Annotated in this window: 15 protein-coding genes, 3 tRNA genes, 3 rRNA genes and 1 other RNA gene; 20 read left to right on the forward strand and 2 right to left on the reverse strand. The window is 44.4% G+C overall.

Going from position 1 to position 21,860, the window contains the following annotated elements:
• Positions 1–72: 72 nt before the first annotated feature.
• Together serS and N1I86_RS08830 are read left to right on the forward strand one after the other, a co-directional pair.
• Positions 73–1,356, forward strand: coding sequence for a serine--tRNA ligase (serS, locus tag N1I86_RS08825; protein WP_003352267.1), 1,284 nt, complete (start codon positions 73–75; stop codon positions 1,354–1,356).
• 142 nt (positions 1,357–1,498) lie between these two features.
• Positions 1,499–1,591, forward strand: a tRNA-Ser gene (locus N1I86_RS08830).
• Between the two features lie 820 nt (positions 1,592–2,411).
• Here N1I86_RS08830 and N1I86_RS08835 read toward each other — a convergent pair.
• On the reverse strand, positions 2,412–3,698 hold the full coding sequence (locus tag N1I86_RS08835; RefSeq protein WP_003352263.1) for a LysM peptidoglycan-binding domain-containing protein: 1,287 nt from the start codon (positions 3,696–3,698) through the stop codon (positions 2,412–2,414).
• 289 nt (positions 3,699–3,987) lie between these two features.
• Here N1I86_RS08835 and tadA point away from each other — a divergent pair, with 289 nt between their 5' ends.
• The 7 genes from tadA to N1I86_RS08870 all read left to right on the forward strand — a co-directional run bounded on the left by tadA (position 3,988) and on the right by N1I86_RS08870 (position 8,576).
• Positions 3,988–4,464 carry a tRNA adenosine(34) deaminase TadA gene (gene tadA, locus N1I86_RS08840; RefSeq protein WP_003352262.1) on the forward strand — a complete coding sequence of 159 codons (477 nt, stop codon included), beginning with the start codon at positions 3,988–3,990 and terminating at the stop codon, positions 4,462–4,464.
• Between the two features lie 111 nt (positions 4,465–4,575).
• An RNA gene (gene ffs, locus N1I86_RS08845) (signal recognition particle sRNA large type) lies at positions 4,576–4,840 on the forward strand.
• Between the two features lie 412 nt (positions 4,841–5,252).
• Positions 5,253–6,944 (forward strand): DNA polymerase III subunit gamma/tau, encoded by a 1,692-nt coding sequence (gene dnaX, locus N1I86_RS08850; RefSeq protein WP_003352261.1) that lies wholly within the window; start codon positions 5,253–5,255, stop codon positions 6,942–6,944.
• Between the two features lie 149 nt (positions 6,945–7,093).
• On the forward strand, positions 7,094–7,417 hold the full coding sequence (locus tag N1I86_RS08855; RefSeq protein ID WP_003352260.1) for a YbaB/EbfC family nucleoid-associated protein: 324 nt from the start codon (positions 7,094–7,096) through the stop codon (positions 7,415–7,417).
• 9 nt (positions 7,418–7,426) lie between these two features.
• The gene (recR, locus tag N1I86_RS08860; protein ID WP_003352259.1) at positions 7,427–8,023 is read left to right on the forward strand and encodes a recombination mediator RecR; all 597 of its coding nucleotides are present in this window, start codon (positions 7,427–7,429) and stop codon (positions 8,021–8,023) included.
• A gap of 13 nt (positions 8,024–8,036) precedes the next feature.
• Positions 8,037–8,255, forward strand: coding sequence for a YaaL family protein (locus tag N1I86_RS08865; protein WP_003352258.1), 219 nt, complete (start codon positions 8,037–8,039; stop codon positions 8,253–8,255).
• Between the two features lie 54 nt (positions 8,256–8,309).
• On the forward strand, positions 8,310–8,576 hold the full coding sequence (locus N1I86_RS08870; RefSeq protein WP_003352257.1) for a pro-sigmaK processing inhibitor BofA family protein: 267 nt from the start codon (positions 8,310–8,312) through the stop codon (positions 8,574–8,576).
• 688 nt (positions 8,577–9,264) lie between these two features.
• Here N1I86_RS08870 and N1I86_RS08875 read toward each other — a convergent pair.
• A complete protein-coding gene (locus tag N1I86_RS08875) occupies positions 9,265–10,308 on the reverse strand; it encodes an IS30 family transposase (RefSeq protein WP_048622401.1) in 1,044 nt (347 codons plus the stop codon).
• 339 nt (positions 10,309–10,647) lie between these two features.
• On the opposite strand from N1I86_RS08875, the gene N1I86_RS08880 reads away from it, so the two are divergent.
• From N1I86_RS08880 to N1I86_RS08930, 11 genes are all read left to right on the forward strand, one after another.
• Positions 10,648–12,202: ribosomal RNA gene (locus N1I86_RS08880) — 16S ribosomal RNA — on the forward strand.
• Between the two features lie 189 nt (positions 12,203–12,391).
• A tRNA-Ile gene (locus N1I86_RS08885) sits at positions 12,392–12,468 on the forward strand.
• 23 nt (positions 12,469–12,491) lie between these two features.
• Positions 12,492–12,567, forward strand: a tRNA-Ala gene (locus N1I86_RS08890).
• A gap of 80 nt (positions 12,568–12,647) precedes the next feature.
• Positions 12,648–15,580 (forward strand): 23S ribosomal RNA (locus N1I86_RS08895).
• Positions 15,581–15,656: 76 nt separating this feature from the next.
• Positions 15,657–15,772: ribosomal RNA gene (gene rrf / locus N1I86_RS08900) — 5S ribosomal RNA — on the forward strand.
• The 16S, 23S and 5S rRNA genes sit together here with 2 tRNA genes alongside, the layout of an rRNA operon.
• Before the next feature lie 580 nt (positions 15,773–16,352).
• Positions 16,353–16,547 (forward strand): sigma factor G inhibitor Gin, encoded by a 195-nt coding sequence (locus tag N1I86_RS08905; RefSeq protein WP_327805821.1) that lies wholly within the window; start codon positions 16,353–16,355, stop codon positions 16,545–16,547.
• Positions 16,548–16,793: 246 nt separating this feature from the next.
• Positions 16,794–18,212 (forward strand): aminotransferase class I/II-fold pyridoxal phosphate-dependent enzyme, encoded by a 1,419-nt coding sequence (locus N1I86_RS08910; protein ID WP_341095969.1) that lies wholly within the window; start codon positions 16,794–16,796, stop codon positions 18,210–18,212.
• A 349-nt stretch (positions 18,213–18,561) separates the two neighbouring features.
• Positions 18,562–19,197: a dTMP kinase gene (tmk, locus tag N1I86_RS08915; protein WP_341097302.1), complete on the forward strand. Its 636-nt coding sequence runs from the start codon at positions 18,562–18,564 to the stop codon at positions 19,195–19,197.
• Positions 19,198–19,572: 375 nt separating this feature from the next.
• On the forward strand, positions 19,573–20,013 hold the full coding sequence (locus N1I86_RS08920; RefSeq protein ID WP_003352337.1) for a YaaR family protein: 441 nt from the start codon (positions 19,573–19,575) through the stop codon (positions 20,011–20,013).
• 13 nt (positions 20,014–20,026) lie between these two features.
• Positions 20,027–21,040, forward strand: coding sequence for a DNA polymerase III subunit delta' (gene holB, locus N1I86_RS08925; protein WP_315968599.1), 1,014 nt, complete (start codon positions 20,027–20,029; stop codon positions 21,038–21,040).
• The gene (locus N1I86_RS08930) at positions 21,033–21,860 is read left to right on the forward strand and encodes a PSP1 domain-containing protein (protein ID WP_003352335.1); all 828 of its coding nucleotides are present in this window, start codon (positions 21,033–21,035) and stop codon (positions 21,858–21,860) included. Before holB ends, N1I86_RS08930 begins: the two co-directional genes overlap by 8 nt.

Raw genomic sequence — 21,860 nt, forward strand, 5'->3', positions numbered from 1 at the left:
CCTGGAAGCTTCAACGTCTAGTTGATTGTTCGAATTCATGGATATAAAAACGTTGGAAAGGAAGTGGCGATAATGTTAGACATCAAGTATTTACGCAATCATTTTGAAGAAGTAAAAGAACGTCTGCAGCACCGTGGAGAAGATTTATCTGATTTTGAAAAGTTTGAAACGCTAGATCAAAAGCGGAGAGAGCTTCTTACGAAAAGCGAACAATTGAAAAGCAAAAGAAATAATGTGTCCCAACAAATTGCTCAAATGAAGCGAGAAAAGCAAAATGCTGACCATTTGATTCAAGAGATGCGAGAAGTCGGGGACGAAATTAAAGAGTTGGACCATCAATTGAAAACTGTAGAAGAAGAACTTCAGCAGTTGTTGTTATCCATTCCGAATATTCCACATGAAAGCGTACCGGTTGGCGATTCTGAGGATGACAACGTGGAAATCCGCAGGTGGGGAGATATCAAAACCTTTGATTTTGAACCGAAACCGCATTGGGATCTTGCTGATCAATTAGGTATTTTAGATTTTGAAAGAGCGGCTAAAGTGACAGGAAGCCGGTTTGTGTTTTATAGAGGGTTAGGCGCCAGACTGGAACGAGCGTTAATCAGTTTTATGCTCGATCTTCATGTGGAAGAGCACGGATACGAAGAGATTCTCCCTCCTTATATGGTCAATCGCGCCAGTATGACAGGTACTGGACAATTGCCGAAATTTGAAGAAGATGCCTTTTTAATTGAAAAAGAGGATTATTTCCTCATTCCTACAGCTGAAGTGCCTGTCACCAATTACTTCCGGGATGAAATTTTGGATGGCGACCAGCTGCCCATTGCATTTGCTGCATACAGTGCATGCTTCCGGTCTGAAGCGGGTTCGGCGGGAAGAGATACGAGGGGATTAATCCGTCAGCACCAATTTAATAAAGTCGAACTTGTCCGCATCGTCAAACCTGAAGATTCTTATGCAGAATTGGAAAAATTGACAGGGCATGCAGAAAAAGTTTTGCAGCTTTTAGGACTTCCGTATCGAGTCATGAGCATGTGTACGGCGGATTTAGGATTTACAGCGGCTAAAAAATATGATATTGAAGTATGGCTTCCAAGCTACAATACGTTCCGCGAAATTTCTTCTTGCAGCAATTTTGAGGCCTTCCAAGCGAGAAGAGCGAATATTCGCTTCCGCAGAGAAAAAAATGCAAAGCCGGAACATGTCCATACGTTAAATGGATCTGGCTTGGCTATTGGACGTACCGTAGCAGCCATTTTAGAAAATTATCAGCAAGCGGACGGAAGTGTGATCATTCCGGAAGTACTCCGTCCTTATATGGGAGGAAAAGAAGCGATCCGCCCGGAAAAATAAAGGAAAGGGACCTGATTGAAAAGATGCTTTCAACGGGTCATCGGAACTTTATAGGCAGAAGGAAAAAAACTTCTGCCTTCTTCTTATATTTTTGGTTATTGACACTATTCATTGATTGTGATAAATTATTTTTTGTCCGTATGGAGGAGTACCCAAGTCTGGCTGAAGGGATCGGTCTTGAAAACCGACAGGCGGGTTACACCGCGCGGGGGTTCGAATCCCTCCTCCTCCGCCATCACTCACAAGCGCATAATATTGGAGATATTGTACAAAATTCGTTACAACTATGTAGCGAATTTTTTTATGTGCGCCCGGCATGTACATGAACTATAGGGTGTAAGTCCCGAACCCCGAAGACAGAAGTAGAAGTTAGCCAAGAGCAAGGGTGTCCGTGGTGACGCGGAATCTGAAGGAAGCTGGAGGCAAAACACCGGTCCGAGGAACACGAACCTCATATAAGGCTAGGTATGATGGAGTGAGTTTGCATAACAAAACAAAGCTCTTTCTGTCGAAGGTCATATCGAGTAAATGAGGCGGATAGATGGTGTGAAAGTGCATGTACTTACCCGGGGAGGTCTGGCGGATATGTGAAGTACTCTTCATAACCTACTTAGTGATAAGTAGCTGAACCGTCAGAAGTCAGCAGAGGTCATAGTATTAGTTGGTCTAGAACAACTAAGAAGGACCGAACAATTAAGAGAGAATAGCCCTTGGTATTCAGTGAGTCATGATGAACACAGAAAACGTAGTACCTCACTTGAGGGAGGAAGCGGTGAATCCCGTGGGAGACCTCTTGGAGGGTGGAGTGACCACTGGCATAAAGAGAACAGCTATTCACGGAAGTTATAAAGACTTGCATCAATTATCTTAATTGAACCGCCGTATACGGAACCGTACGTACGGTGGTGTGAGAGGACGGGAGTTAATCGCTCCCTCCTACTCGATGTCTTTTTGCCCTGCTCTTGAAACAGAATCTTTCATCCGTTTAGACTTTTATTGGAGGCACAGCTGATCTGTACCGAAGAATGCAGGCAGCCAAACTTTCAATGACGCTTTTATTTTTTGACGGGATTGAAATTGTCAGCTAGAAGCAGCCAATTTTGAGGGAAAGAAAGACCTAGTTTCCAATAGCTCATGCCTCTTAAATTGAGTTCTTTCACTAAATCAAATTTTGCTTGAATGGAACGAGCGTCTTCAAACCATACTTTATGCCTTCGATTTTGTTCATCGATGTAGTCGATATACGGGGCTTGAGCTTGTTGGTCATATTGAATGGCGGCGTTGTATTTCACTGCCAAAAGAATAGCCTGCTGCGGGCTAATGGCTTTTGCCGTATCTCTTCCCGGCACAAACGGCAAAGTCCAATCATAACCGTACAAATTCTGCCCCATTAAAATTTTTTGCGAAGGAATTTCTGAAACAGCATATTGAAGAACTTGACGTACAGGTTCAATAGGTGATACGGCCATTGGAGGGCCGCCGCTGTATCCCCATTCATATGTCATAATGACGACAAAATCAACGATGGCTCCGTGGGCTTTATAGTCGTGTCCTTCGTACCATCTCCCTTTTTGGTCTGCACTTGTTTTTGGAGCAAGAGCAGTGGAAATGAACCATCCTTGGCGAGAAAAGAGGTCTTTTGCTTTTCTTAAAAATTGATTATAGGCTTCCCGATCTTCGGGGCGAAGGTATTCAAAATCAAAGTGGATGTCTCGAAAGTGGTATCTGTTGGCAAGGGAGATAATATTTTGGAGAAAGCGGTTTTGAATTTGTTGATCGTTCAACAAAATCTGACCCAACTCGGCACTGAATTGGCCCTGTTCTTGATTCGTAATGACCATCACGAGAATATTGCGGTATTGTGAAGCAATGGCCGCCAAATTGCCCAGGGGAGGCGTGTCCAAAGTTCCATCCCTTTTTGCTCGAAAACTAAAAGGAGACAAAAAAGTCAAATAAGGAGCGGCTTCTCTTGCGCTGGATTCGAGTTCTGGCGATACAGAGGTTCCAAAAGGCTCAACATAGGCGTTAAATTCTGCATTTCGTTTCCGCGATGGGGGGATAAACAGGCGCAATCCTTCTCTTAGCACTGTGTTTACTGAAATTCCGTTTACGCGAGCAAGTTCTTCAGGAGATAAGCCATATCTGCGGGAAATGGACCAAAGGCTGTCCCCCCTACGAACAGTATAAAAGCTCCCAGAAGTAGGAATGACAATCGCTTGCCCGATTACCAGATGATCGGGATTCGGCAATTGATTGGCCGTTTCAATAGCATTTGCGTTTATGTTATACTCTCGGGCAATGCTAGTTAATGTCTCATTTTGTCTAACCACATGAATTTGCAATCCGATTCCCCCTCTAGATGTATTCATTAGTAAATGTTTATGACAGAGACGAGCAAGATATTCGAAAGTTTTGACTATTCATTCGGATCCGCTTTTCCTGTGCAATATAAAATATGATTGACTGTACATATGTTCATTTTTCTGTGCGAAAAGAAGATTCTTCCCCGCGCCGCTTATTGGGTTTTGCCTTTCGTATTTTATGAGGATGTGATTTTTCCCTGTTTAAGGTGAAAAGTGTTTATGATCGAAATGATTGTCCCTTGAAAACGAATATGAGGAGTTGTTCCACATGAAAGAACAAGATCTTTTTTTTATGAAAATAGCGATCGAAGAAGCAAAAAAGGCGGAAGAAATCGGCGAGGTTCCGATAGGCGCAGTCATTGTTATGAACAATCAAGTCATAGCCAAAGCTCATAACAAAAGGGAAACGTCCCAAAATGCTGTTGCCCATGCAGAGGTGTTAGCGATTCAAGAAGCTTGCAGAAACGTTGGCTCTTGGAGGTTGGAGGGAGCGACATTGTATGTTACGTTGGAACCATGTGCCATGTGCAGCGGGGCGATTGTATTGTCACGGATAGAACGTGTGGTATACGGAGCTAAAGATCCAAAAGGAGGCTGCGCAGGCACGCTGATGAATCTATTGACGGAAGATCGCTTTAATCATCAATGCGACGTGACCGCCGGAGTGCTTGAACAAGAGTGCGGGGCAATATTGACGGATTTTTTTCGAAAATTAAGAGAAGAAAAAAAGAAAAATAAGGGATAAATATAAAATATCAATGATAGGATGAAAATCTTAACATCGGTTGCTTTTTTATAGTCGACCTAGTATACTAATATATGCACCAATAAGGTGCTTAATATGGTATCAACTATGCCGTGCTAGGTGGGGAGGTAGCGGTGCCCTGTACCCGCAATCCGCTCTAGCGGGACTGAATCCCTTCCCCCGGTCGATATTCTGCAGGGTCTGCCTTAAGAAAGTGGTGTTGACGTTTGGGTCCTGCGCAATGAGAATCCACGAACCATGTCAGGTCCGGAAGGAAGCAGCATTAAGTGGACCATCTCATGTGCCGCAGGGGTGCCTGAACCGAGCTAACTGCTTAAGTAACGCTTGTGGGAGTCGGTCAAAGGAAGGTGCACGGCAGTTTCATACATAATAAAAAAAGTCCATCCTTTCATGGGATGGGCTTTTTCGCTTTTGATTACCTAATCGTCTCTTTGTATTGGTGTAAAAAGTTTTTTCTATAGGTTATAATAAAGTGAAGCTTTTATTATTTGGAAATCGTATATTGTAGTGGCGATTCGTTGGCTCAATCAGACATACTCAGGCAGAAAATTTATGTTTTTTTATTTGGGGCCAGTAAGACTCCTGCATTAAGGATCCGAAGCAAAAATGATCGTTTGGCGGTGTTGACTGTCTCTAAATGTCTGATAGGTTCATTAATCATCAGTGGAGATGATAGAACTCTTTTGCTGGAAATTTCATTTCAATCGATAAGAGAGATTCTTCTGCCTGATCAGATAATGGAATCATAACTTTACGGAGGGGGAATCATGAGTTATCAAGCTTTATACCGTGTCTGGCGTCCGCAAACTTTTGCTGATGTCGTAGGCCAAGAACATGTGACGAAGACATTGCAAAATGCCCTCCTTCAACAAAAAATTTCTCATGCTTATTTGTTCACGGGCCCGCGAGGAACGGGGAAAACGAGCGCGGCTAAAATTTTGGCAAAAGCCGTCAATTGTGAGCATGCACCAACTATGGAGCCTTGTAATCAATGCAGCGCATGCAAAGGAATTACGGATGGATCGATACCGGACGTAATAGAAATTGACGCCGCTTCCAATACGGGAGTGGATGATATTAGGGATATTCGAGATAAAGTCAAATATGCGCCGAGTGCGGTTCCTTTTAAAGTATACATTATTGATGAAGTTCACATGTTGTCGATTGGCGCTTTCAATGCTTTGCTGAAAACGTTGGAAGAACCGCCGAAACATGTTATTTTTATTTTAGCTACAACGGAGCCTCATAAAATTCCGCTGACCATTATTTCAAGATGTCAGAGATTTGATTTTAAGCGTATTACAACCCAAGCGATTGTGGAAAGAATGAAGCTGATCGCAGATGAGTCTGGCGTTTCGTACGAAGAAAATGCTCTGCGGATCATAGCTCGGGCAGCGGAAGGTGGAATGAGGGATGCTTTAAGTTTATTGGATCAGGCGATTTCCTTCAGCAATGAAAAGTTGACGGAAGAGGATGCCCTTGTAGTCACCGGATCCGTTGGACATAGCACATTGAATCATCTTGGGCGGGCTATTTTGGAAAAAGATATTGCATCAGCAATGGAAGGGTTGGAAAGTCTATTCATGAAAGGGAAAGACCCTTCAAGATTTACGGAAGATTTCATTCATTATTTTCGAGATCTCCTTTTATATAAAACAGCCCCTCAGCTCGAAGATACTTTAGAGCACCCTGCTGATGAAGAATTTATTTCTTTGGCTCGAGAGTTTCCGACTGATTTCATCTATGATTGCATAGAGATTTTAAATCAAACTCAACAAGAAATGAAATTCACGAATCATGCTAGAATATATTTGGAAGTAGCTTTCGTGAAAATGTCTCAAGCGGAAACGAAACCAGTCACATCGCAAGTTCAGCCGGACTTGTCGAAACTGCTTAGCAGGATCGAAACACTAGAGCAAGAGTTGCATGAATTGAGAAGCAGAGGACTTTCCCCGGAAGAAACTTCCCCTGTGAAAACACCGCCAAAGAATCCAATACGGTCGCACCATGACTATAAAGTGCCAGTGAAGAAGATCGAGCATATTTTAAAAGAGGCGACCAAACAGGATTTGCAATTATTGAAAAGCCGGTGGGGAGAAATGCTCGAAATTCTCAATCAACGCCAAATGCGGTCACAGGCGGCATTACTGAACGATGCGGAACCAGTAGCTGCTTCGCCGGATTCGTTTGTATTAAAATTTAAATATGACATTCATTGTAAAATGGCGATGGAAAATGCAAAATTTGTAGAAGCGATTTCTTCGGTGTTTGGGGAATTGACGGGAGTTCGCTATGTGCCGGTGGGTATTCCGGAAGAAAAATGGCATATCATTCGCGAAAATTTTATCAGACAACAAAAGGAGAACATCGCCGATGACGGCAGCCGTAATGAGGAAGATCCTCTAATTGCCGAAGCAGTGAAGCTTGTGGGAGAAGACTTGCTAGAGATTAAAGATTAATATTCATGGTATATCACATCCTGGCTTAGTCTTTTTAAGAAATATGTATTTTGGTCAGCTTATTTTTAGTGATAGGAATGCTCCTGCTCATTGAATAATTACCTTTCTAAAGCAGGTCATGGAGCAGATAAAAATGGAGGATGATAAAAATGATGCGTGGAATGGGCAATATGCAGAATATGATGAAGCAAATGCAAAAAATGCAAAAGAAGATGCAGCAAGCACAAGAAGAACTCGGTGAAAAAAGAGTAGAAGGTACGGCAGGCGGCGGCATGGTAAAAGTGGTTGTTTCTGGCCATAAAGAAGTGCTGGACGTAATCATAAAAGAAGAAGTAGTGGATCCGGAAGATGTTGAAATGCTGCAAGATTTAGTGCTTGCTGCTACAAATGACGCACTCAAGAAAGTAGATGAATTGACGAATGAAACAATGGGGCAATTTACAAAAGGGTTAAACATCCCAGGGTTGTTCTAGGAGGAAATTATGCATTATCCAGAACCGATTACAAAACTCATCGATAGTTTTATGAAACTGCCAGGAATCGGGCCGAAAACTGCCGCCCGACTGGCATTTTTTGTTCTCGACATGAAGGAAAATGAAGTATTGGATTTTGCCAAAGCGCTTGTCGACGCTAAACGAAATCTTGGATATTGTTCCATCTGTGGGCACATCACGGATCAGGATCCGTGTTATATTTGTCAGGATGAAAGAAGAGACCGAAGCGTAATCAGCGTTGTCCAAGATCCAAAAGACGTGATTGCCATGGAGAAAATGAAAGAATATAACGGATTGTATCATGTACTTCACGGGGCTATTTCTCCTATGGATGGCATCGGACCGGAAGATATCAATATTCCTAGTTTGCTAAAAAGGCTGCAAGATGAAACGGTTCAAGAAGTGATTCTTGCCACCAACCCCAATATCGAAGGAGAAGCAACGGCAATGTATATTTCTCGTCTTCTAAAACCGACCGGTATCAAAGTAACGAGAATTGCTCACGGACTTCCGGTTGGAGGAGACTTGGAGTATGCGGATGAAGTAACGTTGTCGAAAGCCCTGGAAGGAAGAAGAGAGATATAGGCGGTGAAGGTAAGTGCTGATTCGGAAGAAACATAAATTAAAAGCGGAATTTGACAACAAACTTATTGAACAGATGGAAGCGGCGCGGCAAGAATGGCTGCAGCAAAGCAATTTTTTAAAACTAAGCATGGAGCAAAGCCTCGATTTGATCACGCGAAAGAAAATCGCTGAAGCCAAATATTTTTTTCTCTATCGAGAAGCTAAAAAAAGAAAAATTATCATAAAAAGATAGCCTGGTTCATAAGATCTCCTAAGTGGACAAACTTATGAGATTGGAGGGGCTTTTTTGGAATTTGCTTATTCATTGGGGATATTGGCGATCTTGCTTTTGTTGTGGATTGCTTTTAAAGCAAATGTCAAACCGTTAAAATTTTTAGGCAACATTGTTATAAAGGGGGCCATCGGTGCTCTATTCTTATTTCTTCTGAATTTGTTCGGCAACCAGTATAGTTTGCATGTCCCTATTAACCTAGCAACTTCTTTTATAGCCGGTCTTTTGGGAATTCCGGGAGTTTGCGCCCTTGCCGCCATTCAGTTATGGATTCTTTCGTAATGTTTGTACGATGATTGAATCGATACCTGCTTTTCAGCTGAGCTGTTTGCACGGGCGGGTATGTTGGAATTTGAGATATTTTCTTTTCGTAATGGAAATCATCATTTATTTGGAATTTCTTTAAATGTTTTTGAAAGGTATGTTGAACCAGACAGAGACGTCCAACAAGGGCGACTCTGTTTTGTTATGACTTTAGTAAGTTGAGCTCGCGATAGCGTGCGAAACAATAAACCACCTGCTATGCGGGTGGCGCCGATTTGCTTTTTCATTTTGCTTATCCCAATTGTTTTTTACGATTATCTTTTTGTTACACGGCTTCTTGTTCAAAGTGAAGGCATGCTTTTGAAAAATCTACTGGATATGATCGAATGGACTTGTGAAACTAGATTTCATTCTCTTTGTTTTTGTTATTAAGAGCTGTAACTTAAGTAAAATGATGATATTACCATATTGGACCGAATAATTTTCCTTAAATTGCAATATTAAATGCAACAAGTATTGAAAGACCAGATAACCCATGATTAAGTAGAATCGGGACACTCTGCGCGACTTGACGTGGAGTGGTGGGCATGGTAGCCTGGTTGGCCCAGCCAGTACCGTATACCTGGCTTCATGGCTGGTAGCCATGCCCGCAGAGGCTCTTTGTCAAGTTGCTAAAAACCAACCCTTTGGGTTAGCTGGCTTAAGGTTAAGAAGCTAAGCCAGCTAACTCTATTTGGAAACACTCCTCAGGTGTACGATAATTGAGGATCTTCCTTGGAAGATGGTTACACCAATTTTCAACATAGGTAATGGTTTCGTCTGCCACAGAGGAAATGGGTCTCCCCTTTGGTATGAAGCGCCTAATAAGGCCATTATGACGCTCGTTGGTTCCTCGTTCACAGGATGTGTAAGGGTGTGTAAAATAAACCTCTGTTAGATCTTTTTCAACACTAAGGCCGAGGTCAGCAAATTCAGAACCGTTATCAGCCGTAATGGTTTTAAACACTTTAGAGAACCGATTACCATAAGACACTTTCAACTGAGATATGACTTCTGAAACGGATAGACTATCCTTGGCTGTCACTCTCAAAATTATTTCTTTACGGGTTTTGCGCTCAGTAAGAGTCAATAAGGCCTGATCTTTAGTCTTCTTGCCTATAACCGTATCAATTTCCCAGTGACCAAACTCTTGGCGTTCATTGACTTCAATTGGTCGCTCATCGATACTGCGTCCTAAGATCTTCTTATTCTTCCGGTTACGTTTTTTCTTGGTGTTCAGGGTAATTTTCATAGGTAGGTCAATGTTTTTAACGCCTATAAGTCCTAGATCAATATAGTTATAAAGGGTCTTGGTGCAAACCATTTTGTCTTTGAATTTCCCATCACGTTTGGCTCTCCCACATACCGCATCAGGAGACCATTTCTTATCAAGGATCTGAGTTTCGGCATACTTAATAAACTCGATGGCATCGTCTAGTTTTAGCTTGCGGCCACAGGCTTTCCTGTTTCTCTCATAGAGAAGTTGACCTGTGTCTGGAAAATAGACATGAACAATTTTCCCGTTGCTTTTTCTTTGTGGCACTGTACCTCTTCTTAACTCACGGGAGATGGTGCTTTTGTGACAACCAACATAATCTGCAATCTCCTGTTGAGTCTTACCAGCAGCGTGTAAGGCCGCAATTTTCCCACGGTCATAAGCCGTTAAGTGTTTGAAATGCCGAGCTCCTATGGTAGAATTAGTAATTGCCATAGATAAATCCTCCGTATCGATATTGTTTTAGTCGACTTAATCATACGTGGTTTATCTATGGTTTTTCATTTTTTATGCTTGTTGCATTTGATTATACAACTAGCCACCGAATAATTTTCTTTACACTTTTTAAAAAAATGTAGTATTAGTATTGACAGCTATATTTAATGGTGATAATATATATATCGTCGCTGTTAGTTCTTGAAAAAAAGAAAAAACAGTAGACATAAACTTAGATTTGTGATATTATTTAAAAGTTGACAGGAAATTGATCTTTGAAAACTGAACAAAACGAAGCGTAAACCAATGTTTCGATAGAAACAAGCCAAGTCAAATTTCTTTTTGGAGAGTTTGATCCTGGCTCAGGACGAACGCTGGCGGCGTGCCTAATACATGCAAGTCGAGCGGACTTTCAAGAAGCTTGCTTTTTGAAAGTTAGCGGCGGACGGGTGAGTAACACGTGGGCAACCTGCCTGCAAGACGGGGATAACTCCGGGAAACCGGGGCTAATACCGGATAATATCTTCCTTCGCATGAAGGAAGGTTGAAAGGCGGCGCAAGCTGCCGCTTGCAGATGGGCCCGCGGCGCATTAGCTAGTTGGTGAGGTAACGGCTCACCAAGGCGACGATGCGTAGCCGACCTGAGAGGGTGATCGGCCACACTGGGACTGAGACACGGCCCAGACTCCTACGGGAGGCAGCAGTAGGGAATCTTCCGCAATGGACGAAAGTCTGACGGAGCAACGCCGCGTGAGCGAAGAAGGTCTTCGGATCGTAAAGCTCTGTTGTCAGGGAAGAACAAGTACCGTTCGAACAGGGCGGTACCTTGACGGTACCTGACCAGAAAGCCACGGCTAACTACGTGCCAGCAGCCGCGGTAATACGTAGGTGGCAAGCGTTGTCCGGAATTATTGGGCGTAAAGCGCGCGCAGGCGGTCTCTTAAGTCTGATGTGAAAGCCCACGGCTCAACCGTGGAGGGTCATTGGAAACTGGGAGACTTGAGTGCAGAAGAGGAGAGCGGAATTCCACGTGTAGCGGTGAAATGCGTAGAGATGTGGAGGAACACCAGTGGCGAAGGCGGCTCTCTGGTCTGTAACTGACGCTGAGGCGCGAAAGCGTGGGGAGCGAACAGGATTAGATACCCTGGTAGTCCACGCCGTAAACGATGAGTGCTAAGTGTTAGAGGGCTTCCACCCTTTAGTGCTGCAGCTAACGCATTAAGCACTCCGCCTGGGGAGTACGGCCGCAAGGCTGAAACTCAAAGGAATTGACGGGGGCCCGCACAAGCGGTGGAGCATGTGGTTTAATTCGAAGCAACGCGAAGAACCTTACCAGGTCTTGACATCCTTCGCTACCTCTAGAGATAGAGGGTTCCCCTTCGGGGGACGGAGTGACAGGTGGTGCATGGTTGTCGTCAGCTCGTGTCGTGAGATGTTGGGTTAAGTCCCGCAACGAGCGCAACCCTTGACCTTAGTTGCCAGCATTCAGTTGGGCACTCTAAGGTGACTGCCGGTGACAAACCGGAGGAAGGTGGGGATGACGTCAAATCATCATGCCCCTTATGACCTGGGCTACACACGTGCTACAATGGATGGTACAAAGGGTCGCGAAACCGCGAGGTGGAGCCAATCCCAAAAAACCATTCTCAGTTCGGATTGCAGGCTGCAACTCGCCTGCATGAAGCCGGAATCGCTAGTAATCGCGGATCAGCATGCCGCGGTGAATACGTTCCCGGGCCTTGTACACACCGCCCGTCACACCACGAGAGTTTGCAACACCCGAAGTCGGTGAGGTAACCCTTACGGGAGCCAGCCGCCGAAGGTGGGGCAGATGATTGGGGTGAAGTCGTAACAAGGTAGCCGTATCGGAAGGTGCGGCTGGATCACCTCCTTTCTAAGGAAGAAGAAAAGCAGAGGCGACTGTTCAGGTGCGACAAGCACAAGACAGCTTGCGAGGAGGTAGTATTTCAACCACCGCAGCAAGATGGATTGTGACCTCGAGCACCTAGGAGCCGGAGCTGGACAGATATCAATTGTACGCTTTCGTTTTGTTCAGTTTTGAAGGATCAATCCTTCCTGGTGGGGGCCTGTAGCTCAGCTGGTTAGAGCGCACGCCTGATAAGCGTGAGGTCGATGGTTCAAGTCCATTCAGGCCCACCATGTGAAAAGCCAATAGAAATGAAGGGGCCTTAGCTCAGCTGGGAGAGCGCCTGCTTTGCACGCAGGAGGTCAGCGGTTCGATCCCGCTAGGCTCCACCAAATCTGATTGTTCCTTGAAAACTAGATAGAAGAAAGAAGCAGCATAAACCGAGTATCGCCATCTAGGATAAAACCAACATGGTTAAGTTAGAAAGGGCGCACGGTGGATGCCTTGGCACTAGGAGCCGATGAAGGACGGGACTAACTCCGAAAAGCTCCGGGGAGCTGTACGTAAGCGTTGATCCGGAGATTTCCGAATGGGGAAACCCGCTGCCCGTAATGGGGCAGCATCCTTGCCTGAATCCATAGGGTAAGGAAGGCAACCCGGGGAACTGAAACATCTAAGTACCCGGAGGAAGAGAAAGCAACAGCGATTCCCTGAGTAGCGGCGAGCGAAACGGGAACAGCCCAAACCAGAAGGCTTGCCTTCTGGGGTTGTAGGACACCAATGGTGGAGTCACAAAGGAACGAGGTAGACGAAGAGGTCTGGAAAGGCCCGTCAGAGAAGGTAACAACCCTGTAGTCGAAACTTCGTTCCCTCCCTGGTGGATCCTGAGTACGGCGGGACACGAGGAATCCCGTCGGAAGCTGGGAGGACCATCTCCCAAGGCTAAATACTCCCTAGTGACCGATAGTGAACCAGTACCGTGAGGGAAAGGTGAAAAGCACCCCGGGAGGGGAGTGAAAGAGAACCTGAAACCGTGTGCCTACAAGTAGTCAGAGCCCGTTTACGGGTGATGGCGTGCCTTTTGTAGAATGAACCGGCGAGTTGCGATCTCATGCGAGGTTAAGTCGAAAAGACGGAGCCGCAGCGAAAGCGAGTCTGAACAGGGCGCATGAGTATGGGGTCGCAGACCCGAAACCAGGTGATCTACCCATGTCCAGGGTGAAGGTGAGGTAACACTTACTGGAGGCCCGAACCCACGCACGTTGAAAAGTGCGGGGATGAGGTGTGGGTAGGGGTGAAATTCCAATCGAACTTGGAGATAGCTGGTTCTCTCCGAAATAGCTTTAGGGCTAGCCTCAAGGGAAGAGTCTTGGAGGTAGAGCACTGTTTGGACTAGGGGCCCTCATCGGGTTACCGAATTCAGACAAACTCCGAATGCCAGTGACTTATCCTTGGGAGTCAGACTGCGAGTGATAAGATCCGTGGTCAAAAGGGAAACAGCCCAGACCGCCAGCTAAGGTCCCAAAGTATACGTTAAGTGGAAAAGGATGTGGAATTGCTTAGACAACCAGGATGTTGGCTTAGAAGCAGCCACCATTTAAAGAGTGCGTAATAGCTCACTGGTCGAGTGATTCTGCGCCGAAAATGTACCGGGGCTAAACGTATCACCGAAGCTGCGGGTGGACACCTTCGGGTGTCCGCGGTAGGAGAGCGTTCTAAGGGCAGAGAAGCCAGACCGGAAGGACTGGTGGAGCGCTTAGAAGTGAGAATGCCGGTATGAGTAGCGAAAGAAGGGTGAGAATCCCTTCCACCGAATGCCTAAGGTTTCCTGAGGAAGGCTCGTCCTCTCAGGGTTAGTCGGGACCTAAGCCGAGGCCGACAGGCGTAGGCGATGGACAACAGGTTGATATTCCTGTACCACCTCTTTTCCGTTTGAGCGATGGGGGGACGCAGGAGGATAGGGTAAGCGCACGGTTGGATGTGCGTCCAAGCAGTGAGAGGGGCAGCGAGGCAAATCCCGTTGCCACTCACCTCAAGCTGTGACGGCGAGGGAAATATAGTACCGAAGTTCCTGATTCCACACTGCCAAGAAAAGCCTCTAGCGAGGAAAAAGGTGCCCGTACCGCAAACCGACACAGGTAGGCGAGGAGAGAATCCTAAGGTGTGCGAGAGAACTCTCGTTAAGGAACTCGGCAAAATGACCCCGTAACTTCGGGAGAAGGGGTGCTTTTTGGGGTGCATAGCCCCGAGAAGCCGCAGTGAATAGGCCCAGGCGACTGTTTAGCAAAAACACAGGTCTCTGCGAAGCCGTAAGGCGAAGTATAGGGGCTGACGCCTGCCCGGTGCTGGAAGGTTAAGGGGAGCGCTTAAAGCTTTGCTTGAAGGTGCGAACCGAAGCCCCAGTAAACGGCGGCCGTAACTATAACGGTCCTAAGGTAGCGAAATTCCTTGTCAGGTAAGTTCTGACCCGCACGAAAGGCGTAACGATCTGGGCACTGTCTCAACGAGAGACTCGGTGAAATTATAGTACCTGTGAAGATGCAGGTTACCCGCGACAGGACGGAAAGACCCCGTGGAGCTTTACTGCAGCCTGATATTGAATTTTGGTACAGCTTGTACAGGATAGGTAGGAGCCTTAGAAACCGGAGCGCCAGCTTCGGTGGAGGCGCCGGTGGGATACTACCCTGGCTGTACTGAAATTCTAACCCGCACCCCTGATCGGGGTGGGAGACAGTGTCAGGTGGGCAGTTTGACTGGGGCGGTCGCCTCCTAAAAGGTAACGGAGGCGCCCAAAGGTTCCCTCAGAATGGTTGGAAATCATTCGCAGAGTGCAAAGGCAGAAGGGAGCTTGACTGCGAGACCTACAAGTCGAGCAGGGACGAAAGTCGGGCTTAGTGATCCGGTGGTTCCGTATGGAAGGGCCATCGCTCAACGGATAAAAGCTACCCCGGGGATAACAGGCTTATCTCCCCCAAGAGTCCACATCGACGGGGAGGTTTGGCACCTCGATGTCGGCTCATCGCATCCTGGGGCTGTAGTCGGTCCCAAGGGTTGGGCTGTTCGCCCATTAAAGCGGTACGCGAGCTGGGTTCAGAACGTCGTGAGACAGTTCGGTCCCTATCCGTCGCGGGCGCAGGAAATTTGAGAGGAGCTGTCCTTAGTACGAGAGGACCGGGATGGACGCACCGCTGGTGTACCAGTTGTCTCGCCAGAGGCATCGCTGGGTAGCTATGTGCGGAAGGGATAAGTGCTGAAAGCATCTAAGCATGAAGCCCCCCTCAAGATGAGATTTCCCATTTCTTCGGAAAGTAAGATCCCTGAAAGATGATCAGGTAGATAGGTCCGAGGTGGAAGCGTGGTGACACGTGGAGCTGACGGATACTAATCGATCGAGGACTTAACCAAAAGAAAGCGCGAAATCGGTGAAACTGCTTCTTCTATCTAGTTTTGAAGGAACAATCGTTCCGACAACTGCATACCGTCTGGTGGCGATGGCGAAGAGGTCACACCCGTTCCCATCCCGAACACGGAAGTTAAGCTCTTCAGCGCCGATGGTAGTGAGGGGTTTCCCCTTGCGAGAGTAGGACGCTGCCAGGCAATAGAGAAGGACTTGTTGAACAGATCCCTGTTGAACGAGTCCTTTTTTGTTTGAAAGAAGCGATATTCAGTTTTGGCTTGTTATGGTGTGCTTTAACGGATGGCTGTTAAGATTCTTTTCTTATTTTAATGAATGAAAGGGACATCATTTCTGAAAAAATCTACTTCGTCTAATTAGTGATCTTTCGTCAAAACAATCTTTCTTAGAAGATCAAAGTCTCTTTTTTCTTGAACGCTTTTCTATAAAGGTGTTGTTAGAAATAAAAGCTGTTCTCTTAAAGTAGAGAGACTTTAACTGTGTTTGAATCAACAACAATGACAACAAATAGTCCTAGAAGGTTTAAATTCCGTCCCAAAAAAGCAAATGGAAGCGGCGCGATTCTTTGGATTAAAACGCTAAGGTTTGAAAAAATGATGACCCTTGGTCGCCCAGTTCCTTTCACTATAAAAAAGACCATCGCTAGATATGCTTTATCAGAACGATTGCATAATGCGAAAGTGATCCACAAGGAAATATATTCTATTTTCGTATAAAAAGGGAGAAAATGGGCAGAATGATAGAGAAGGGGAGGTAGATGAAATGAAGAATCAGAGAGACAGCGGGGAGATTTGTATCATTTGCGAAAATCAAAAAACGGAAGGCATTCATGTATTGGAGTCTTTTATTTGTACGGATTGCGAAAAAAAGATGACTTCTATTGAAACGACACATTCGGATTACTCCTACTATGTACAAAAATTAAAAAAAATAAAATCATCCAATGTCTATTCATAAGTACTGTTATGTTGCTATTTTCATTGAAAATAACATTCTGTTTATAGTATGAGGATTGGAATCAATTTTTCAGCAGCAAGTGTTCTTTCTATCGCCGGCTAGTCCAATAGAGTGGAACGGTCGATATACCAATTTGCTATTTTAAGATGGATTATTTCAAATATTTCGGAATCCCGTGGTTGATTTTTTGCACGGGGTCTTTTTGTATAATGATGAGTAGAAAACAAGAAAGGACAAAAAGACAAGATGGAACAAGAAAAAATGCCTATTATAGATGCGTTAATCAAACATCAACAAAAACGGCCTGTTTCTTTTCATGTACCCGGTCATAAATTTGGAACAGTAATAGGAGAGATTCCAGACGATTTTCGGACGATTTTATCTTATGATGCTACCGAAATTACCGGCCTTGACGATTTTCATTCTCCCGAAGGAGCGATCCTGGAGGCTCAGACTCTTTTAACCAAACTATACGGTTCTAAGAAAAGCTATTTTTTAGTAAACGGAAGCACCGCCGGCAACCTTGCCATGATTTCCAGTTCTTTTCAGAAAGAGGATATTGTATTGGTACAAAGAAACTGCCATAAATCCATCATCCACGGATTGATGCTGGCCAACATTCGCCCTGTTTTTCTGGAGCCGGAATATGATGAAAAAACAAAAAGCCCTGCAGGTGTTTCTTTGGATACATTGAAGCTTGCATTGGAGCGGTTTCCAAATGCCAAAGGACTGATTCTTATCTATCCCAGCTATTACGGCGTATCTTACCCGATCAAGGAACTGATCGATTATGCCCATCAAAAGGATTGTATCGTATTGGTCGATGAAGCTCACGGGCCTCATCTCGTTCTCGGGGATCCATTTCCTCCATCGGCTTTGAGCATGGGAGCAGATATGGTCGTTCAATCGGCGCATAAAATGCTTCCGGCGATGACAATGGGTTCTTTTTTTCATGTCGGCACGGAGAGACCTTCGTTAGAAAAAGTGGAATTCTACTTATCGCTTTTTCAATCGAGCAGTCCCTCTTATCCGATTATGGCTTCCTTAGATGCTGCCAGACAGTATTTAGCATTGATAAAGGAAGAAGATGTGGCTTTTACGTTGGAGGAAAGAGAGCGTTTTGTGGAATGGCTTCAAAAAGAAAAGGACTTGCAAGTAGCGGTGTCTGAGTTCCCGTATGATCCATTGAAGCTAATAGTGCGGAGTCCAAACAGCGATGGTTTTCAGCTGAAAAAGGATATTGAAACAGCAGGAGTTTTTCCTGAACTGGCCGATCCTTATCAAGTTCTTTTTACGCTGCCATTACTTAAGGAAGGAAATCGTATTTTTTATCAGCAAGCAAAAGAAGCAATCGCCAGAGTGACAATAACAGAACGAAATGTACGACCTGTGGAGTTGCCGGCACTTTCCCATTCTAAAGTATCATCTGTTCCCGTTTCTTTCGAAAATTGGAAGGAAAAAGATAAGAGGTGGGTAAAGCTTTCCGAAGCGGAAGGAAGCATATCCGCCGCCATGATCATTCCTTATCCACCGGGGATACCGCTCTTAATGATGGGAGAAAGAGTGACGAAGGAAAAAATCGATTTTATTGAAGAATTAGTAGCAAGAGGTGCTCATATACAAGGAGATCATCAGCTGAATGAGGGATTCATCGCTGTATATTAGTGAGAAAACATGGCGGCAAATCCTTTTCTTAGTGAAAGCTAAATTTCTTTTCGGTTTTCCTTATCTTTTGCTATTTTCCTAACATATGAAAACCAGTAGAATAGAAAGGACGATATTTATGTTGAAAAAGCTTCGTCTACAAATTAGAGTTCCTGTAGAGAAGCTTTTGTTTTTTATAAATTAACATCATGAAGCCCTTTGAAAAGCGTGATTCATCTCACTATTGAGATCGTTTTGGTTGGATCAACTGGAAAAATAAACGCGGTACGATACCTTCCTGTTTTCCGGTTCGATCAGGTATACTTAAGTACGTGTTTGGAGGCATAAGAATCCGGAGGTTCGAAAGATGATAAATAATGGTATTTTTATTACGGTGGAAGGTCCTGAAGGCGCCGGAAAAACGACGATCGCCCAAAGGATCGTAGAAAATTTAAAACGAGAAGGCTACCAGGCTATGTACACAAGAGAGCCAGGAGGCATTTCCATTTCTGAACAAATTCGACAAATTCTTTTAAATAGCCAAAATACTGCAATGGATGGCCGTACAGAAGCGCTTCTTTATGCAGCGGCCAGACGTCAGCACTTGGTAGAGAAGGTGATTCCAGCGCTGGAAGAAGGAACCATTGTAGTATGCGATCGATTTATTGACAGTTCTCTTGCCTATCAAGGGTATGCCAGAGGGCTTGGCGTAGAGGAAGTATATAAAATCAATGAATTTGCCGTAGATGATGCCATGCCCCATTTAACGCTATACTTCGACATTTCTCCTGAAATTGGTTTGCGTCGAATTCAACAGAACAAAGGGAGAGAAGTGAATCGGCTTGATCTTGAAACGCTCGATTTCCATCAGAGAGTGAGAAAAGGATATTGGCAGTTGCTTGATCAGTTTCCGGAAAGAATGGTCAAAATTAATGCTGAACAGCCAATTGAATCAGTGTTTCAAGACAGCTGGAAAACGGTTCTGAAGTTTCTCCTCAATCGTTGAGAATCTCCCCCCACATTTCTCAAAATTTCCAGCGTTTCTTGCTGATTCTTTATACTCAAAAGTTCAATGGAACGGAAAGGCGGCCTAACACGGTATGTTGGTCCCTTTCGGTCGTTCCAATACGGTTTGGTTTTCAAAGATTTTCTGCTTTTTCCAGCAAGCGCATCCCCATTCTCCGCGTTTGTATCTTTTCTCTCTGTTCGTTTATTCTACAAGCATGATCAAGTATAATAAAAGAAAATGCTTTTTAAAGAGGCCTCTTGATGAAACTTGCTTTAGCTGATGAAAATCGGAAAAGCCATTCATTAATTGCGCTTTCCTGTTATATCCTTTTCGGCAGATGAGTTTCATCAATTTGAACGGAGGTTGTACAGGATGAAAATAAACCAAGATCTTCGGATCGGAGCGGAAAATTTTCGAGGAGACATAAAGAGAACACCAGCTGTTCATGGCCAGTTTTCAAATCTGGTACAACAATATGATCAAAAATTAAAAGATGAGCAGCTCAAACAGCTAATGGCCAATATTGATGAAGCTGGAGAACGGTTGGCTAAATCCAGAAATCTTCAAGATTTAGTAAAATATAAAACGTTAATTAAAAAATTTATAAAGGAAACAGTCGATTATGGAATGGAGTTGAGCAGTTCACATTCCTGGAACTTATACGGCGAAGGCAGGCAGCTGAAAGTAGTCAAGACGATAGATGAAAAATTAGTAGAATTGGCCGAGGATCTAGTGAATAAAGAAAAGTTGACGATTGATATTTTGGGCAAAATAGGGGAAATTAAAGGCTTGCTTATCAATTTATATGCGTAGGAAGGGATTAGTGTTGTTAAAAAATTGGGATGAGTGGAAAAACATACAGCCACAGGCAGCCAATATGCTGCACAATAGTTTGAAAAAAGAACGCATAGCCCACGCTTACCTTTTTGAAGGAGAAAAAGGGACCGGCAAAAAACAAGCTGCCCTATTTTTGGCCAAAAGCCTATTATGTGAACAGCCTCTTCCTGATTATACGCCTTGCGGACAATGCAGCCATTGCCGCAGAATTGAAAATGGCAACCATCCTGATCTTCATTTGATTGAAACAGAAACGGACAGTTTATCGATTAAGAAACAGCAAATTGAAGCACTGCAAAGGGAATTTGCCAAAACGGCGGTAGAATCAAAACGCAAGATTTATATAATCGAACATGCAGATCGAATGACGACAAGTGCCGCGAACAGTTTATTGAAATTTTTGGAAGAACCTCATCCGGGAACAACTGCCATTTTGTTGACTGAACAGTATCATCGAGTACTTCCAACCATTATATCCCGCTGTCAAACGATTACGTTTAAACCATTGCCGGTTGATTATCTTGAAACTCGTCTGAGGGAAGAGCAGGTAGGTGCCAATATGGCTGCTTTAGCCGCTCGTCTTACGAATAACCTTCAAGATGCGCTGGAGTTGAGCGCAGATGAGTGGTTTGCGCAAGCGCGTAAAATAGTGTTAAAATTATATGAAGCGCTTAATAAACAACCTCTAGAAGCCATGATCAAACTTCAAGAAGAGTTTCATCAACATTTTAAAGATAAGCAGCAGATAGAAAGAGCCTTGGATTTATTGCTCCTTATATATAGAGATTTATTATCCATCCAAATAGGCAAAAGTGACCATTTAGCCTATCCTGATCAACGTGCACATTTTGAAAGCAGGTCCCTTCAACTATCGATCAAGCGTCTTACGGAATGTATGGAAGCCATTTTTGAGGCGAAGCGCAAGCTGCAAGCCAATATGAATTCTCAGCTGTTAATGGAACAGCTTGTGCTAAAATTACAGGGAGGGTTCACCTTTGTATGATGTAGTAGGTGTCCGATTTAAAAAAGCGGGCAAAATATATTATTTTGATCCGGGCGATTTTTCGATTGAAAAAGGAGACCCGGTTATTGTAGAGACGGTTAGAGGGATCGAATATGGCCATGTGGTAGTAGGCCGCAAAACGGTGGATGAAAATGACGTTGTTCTGCCGTTGAAAAAAGTCATTCGGCCGGCGGATGAAAAAGATCATCATATTGTGGAAGAAAATAAAAAAGCTGCACAGGAAGCGTACCATATTTGTAATGAAAAAATTATGGATCATCAGCTGGAAATGAAGCTGGTCGATGTAGAATATACGTTTGACCGCAATAAAGTGATTTTTTATTTTACGGCTGACGGCAGAGTGGACTTTCGTGAACTAGTAAAAGATTTAGCGGCAGTGTTCCGGACGAGAATCGAGCTTCGGCAAATTGGAGTTCGGGACGAGGCCAAGATGCTGGGCGGGATCGGGCCGTGTGGAAGAATGCTTTGCTGTTCCACATTTTTAGGAGATTTTGAACCGGTGTCCATTAAAATGGCAAAAGATCAAAATCTTTCTTTAAATCCAACAAAAATTTCCGGTTTGTGCGGACGGTTGATGTGCTGCCTAAAATATGAAAATGATGAGTACGAAACGGCGAAAGAAGAACTCCCTGACTTGGGGGAAGTCATTAAGACGCCACGTGGAGTCGGCAAAGTAGTGGGACTAAACATTTTGGAACGGGTGCTTCAAGTAGAGCTGGCTGAACACGATCGGGTGTTGGAGTTTACTTTGGAAGAAATTTTTAATGAAGGTGCCTTTTCATCGCAAGCCACAGAGTAA

Source organism: Bacillus sp. FSL W8-0116, from assembly GCF_038003825.1.
Taxonomy (GTDB): Bacteria; Bacillota; Bacilli; order Bacillales; family DSM-4216; genus Bacillus_O; species Bacillus_O smithii.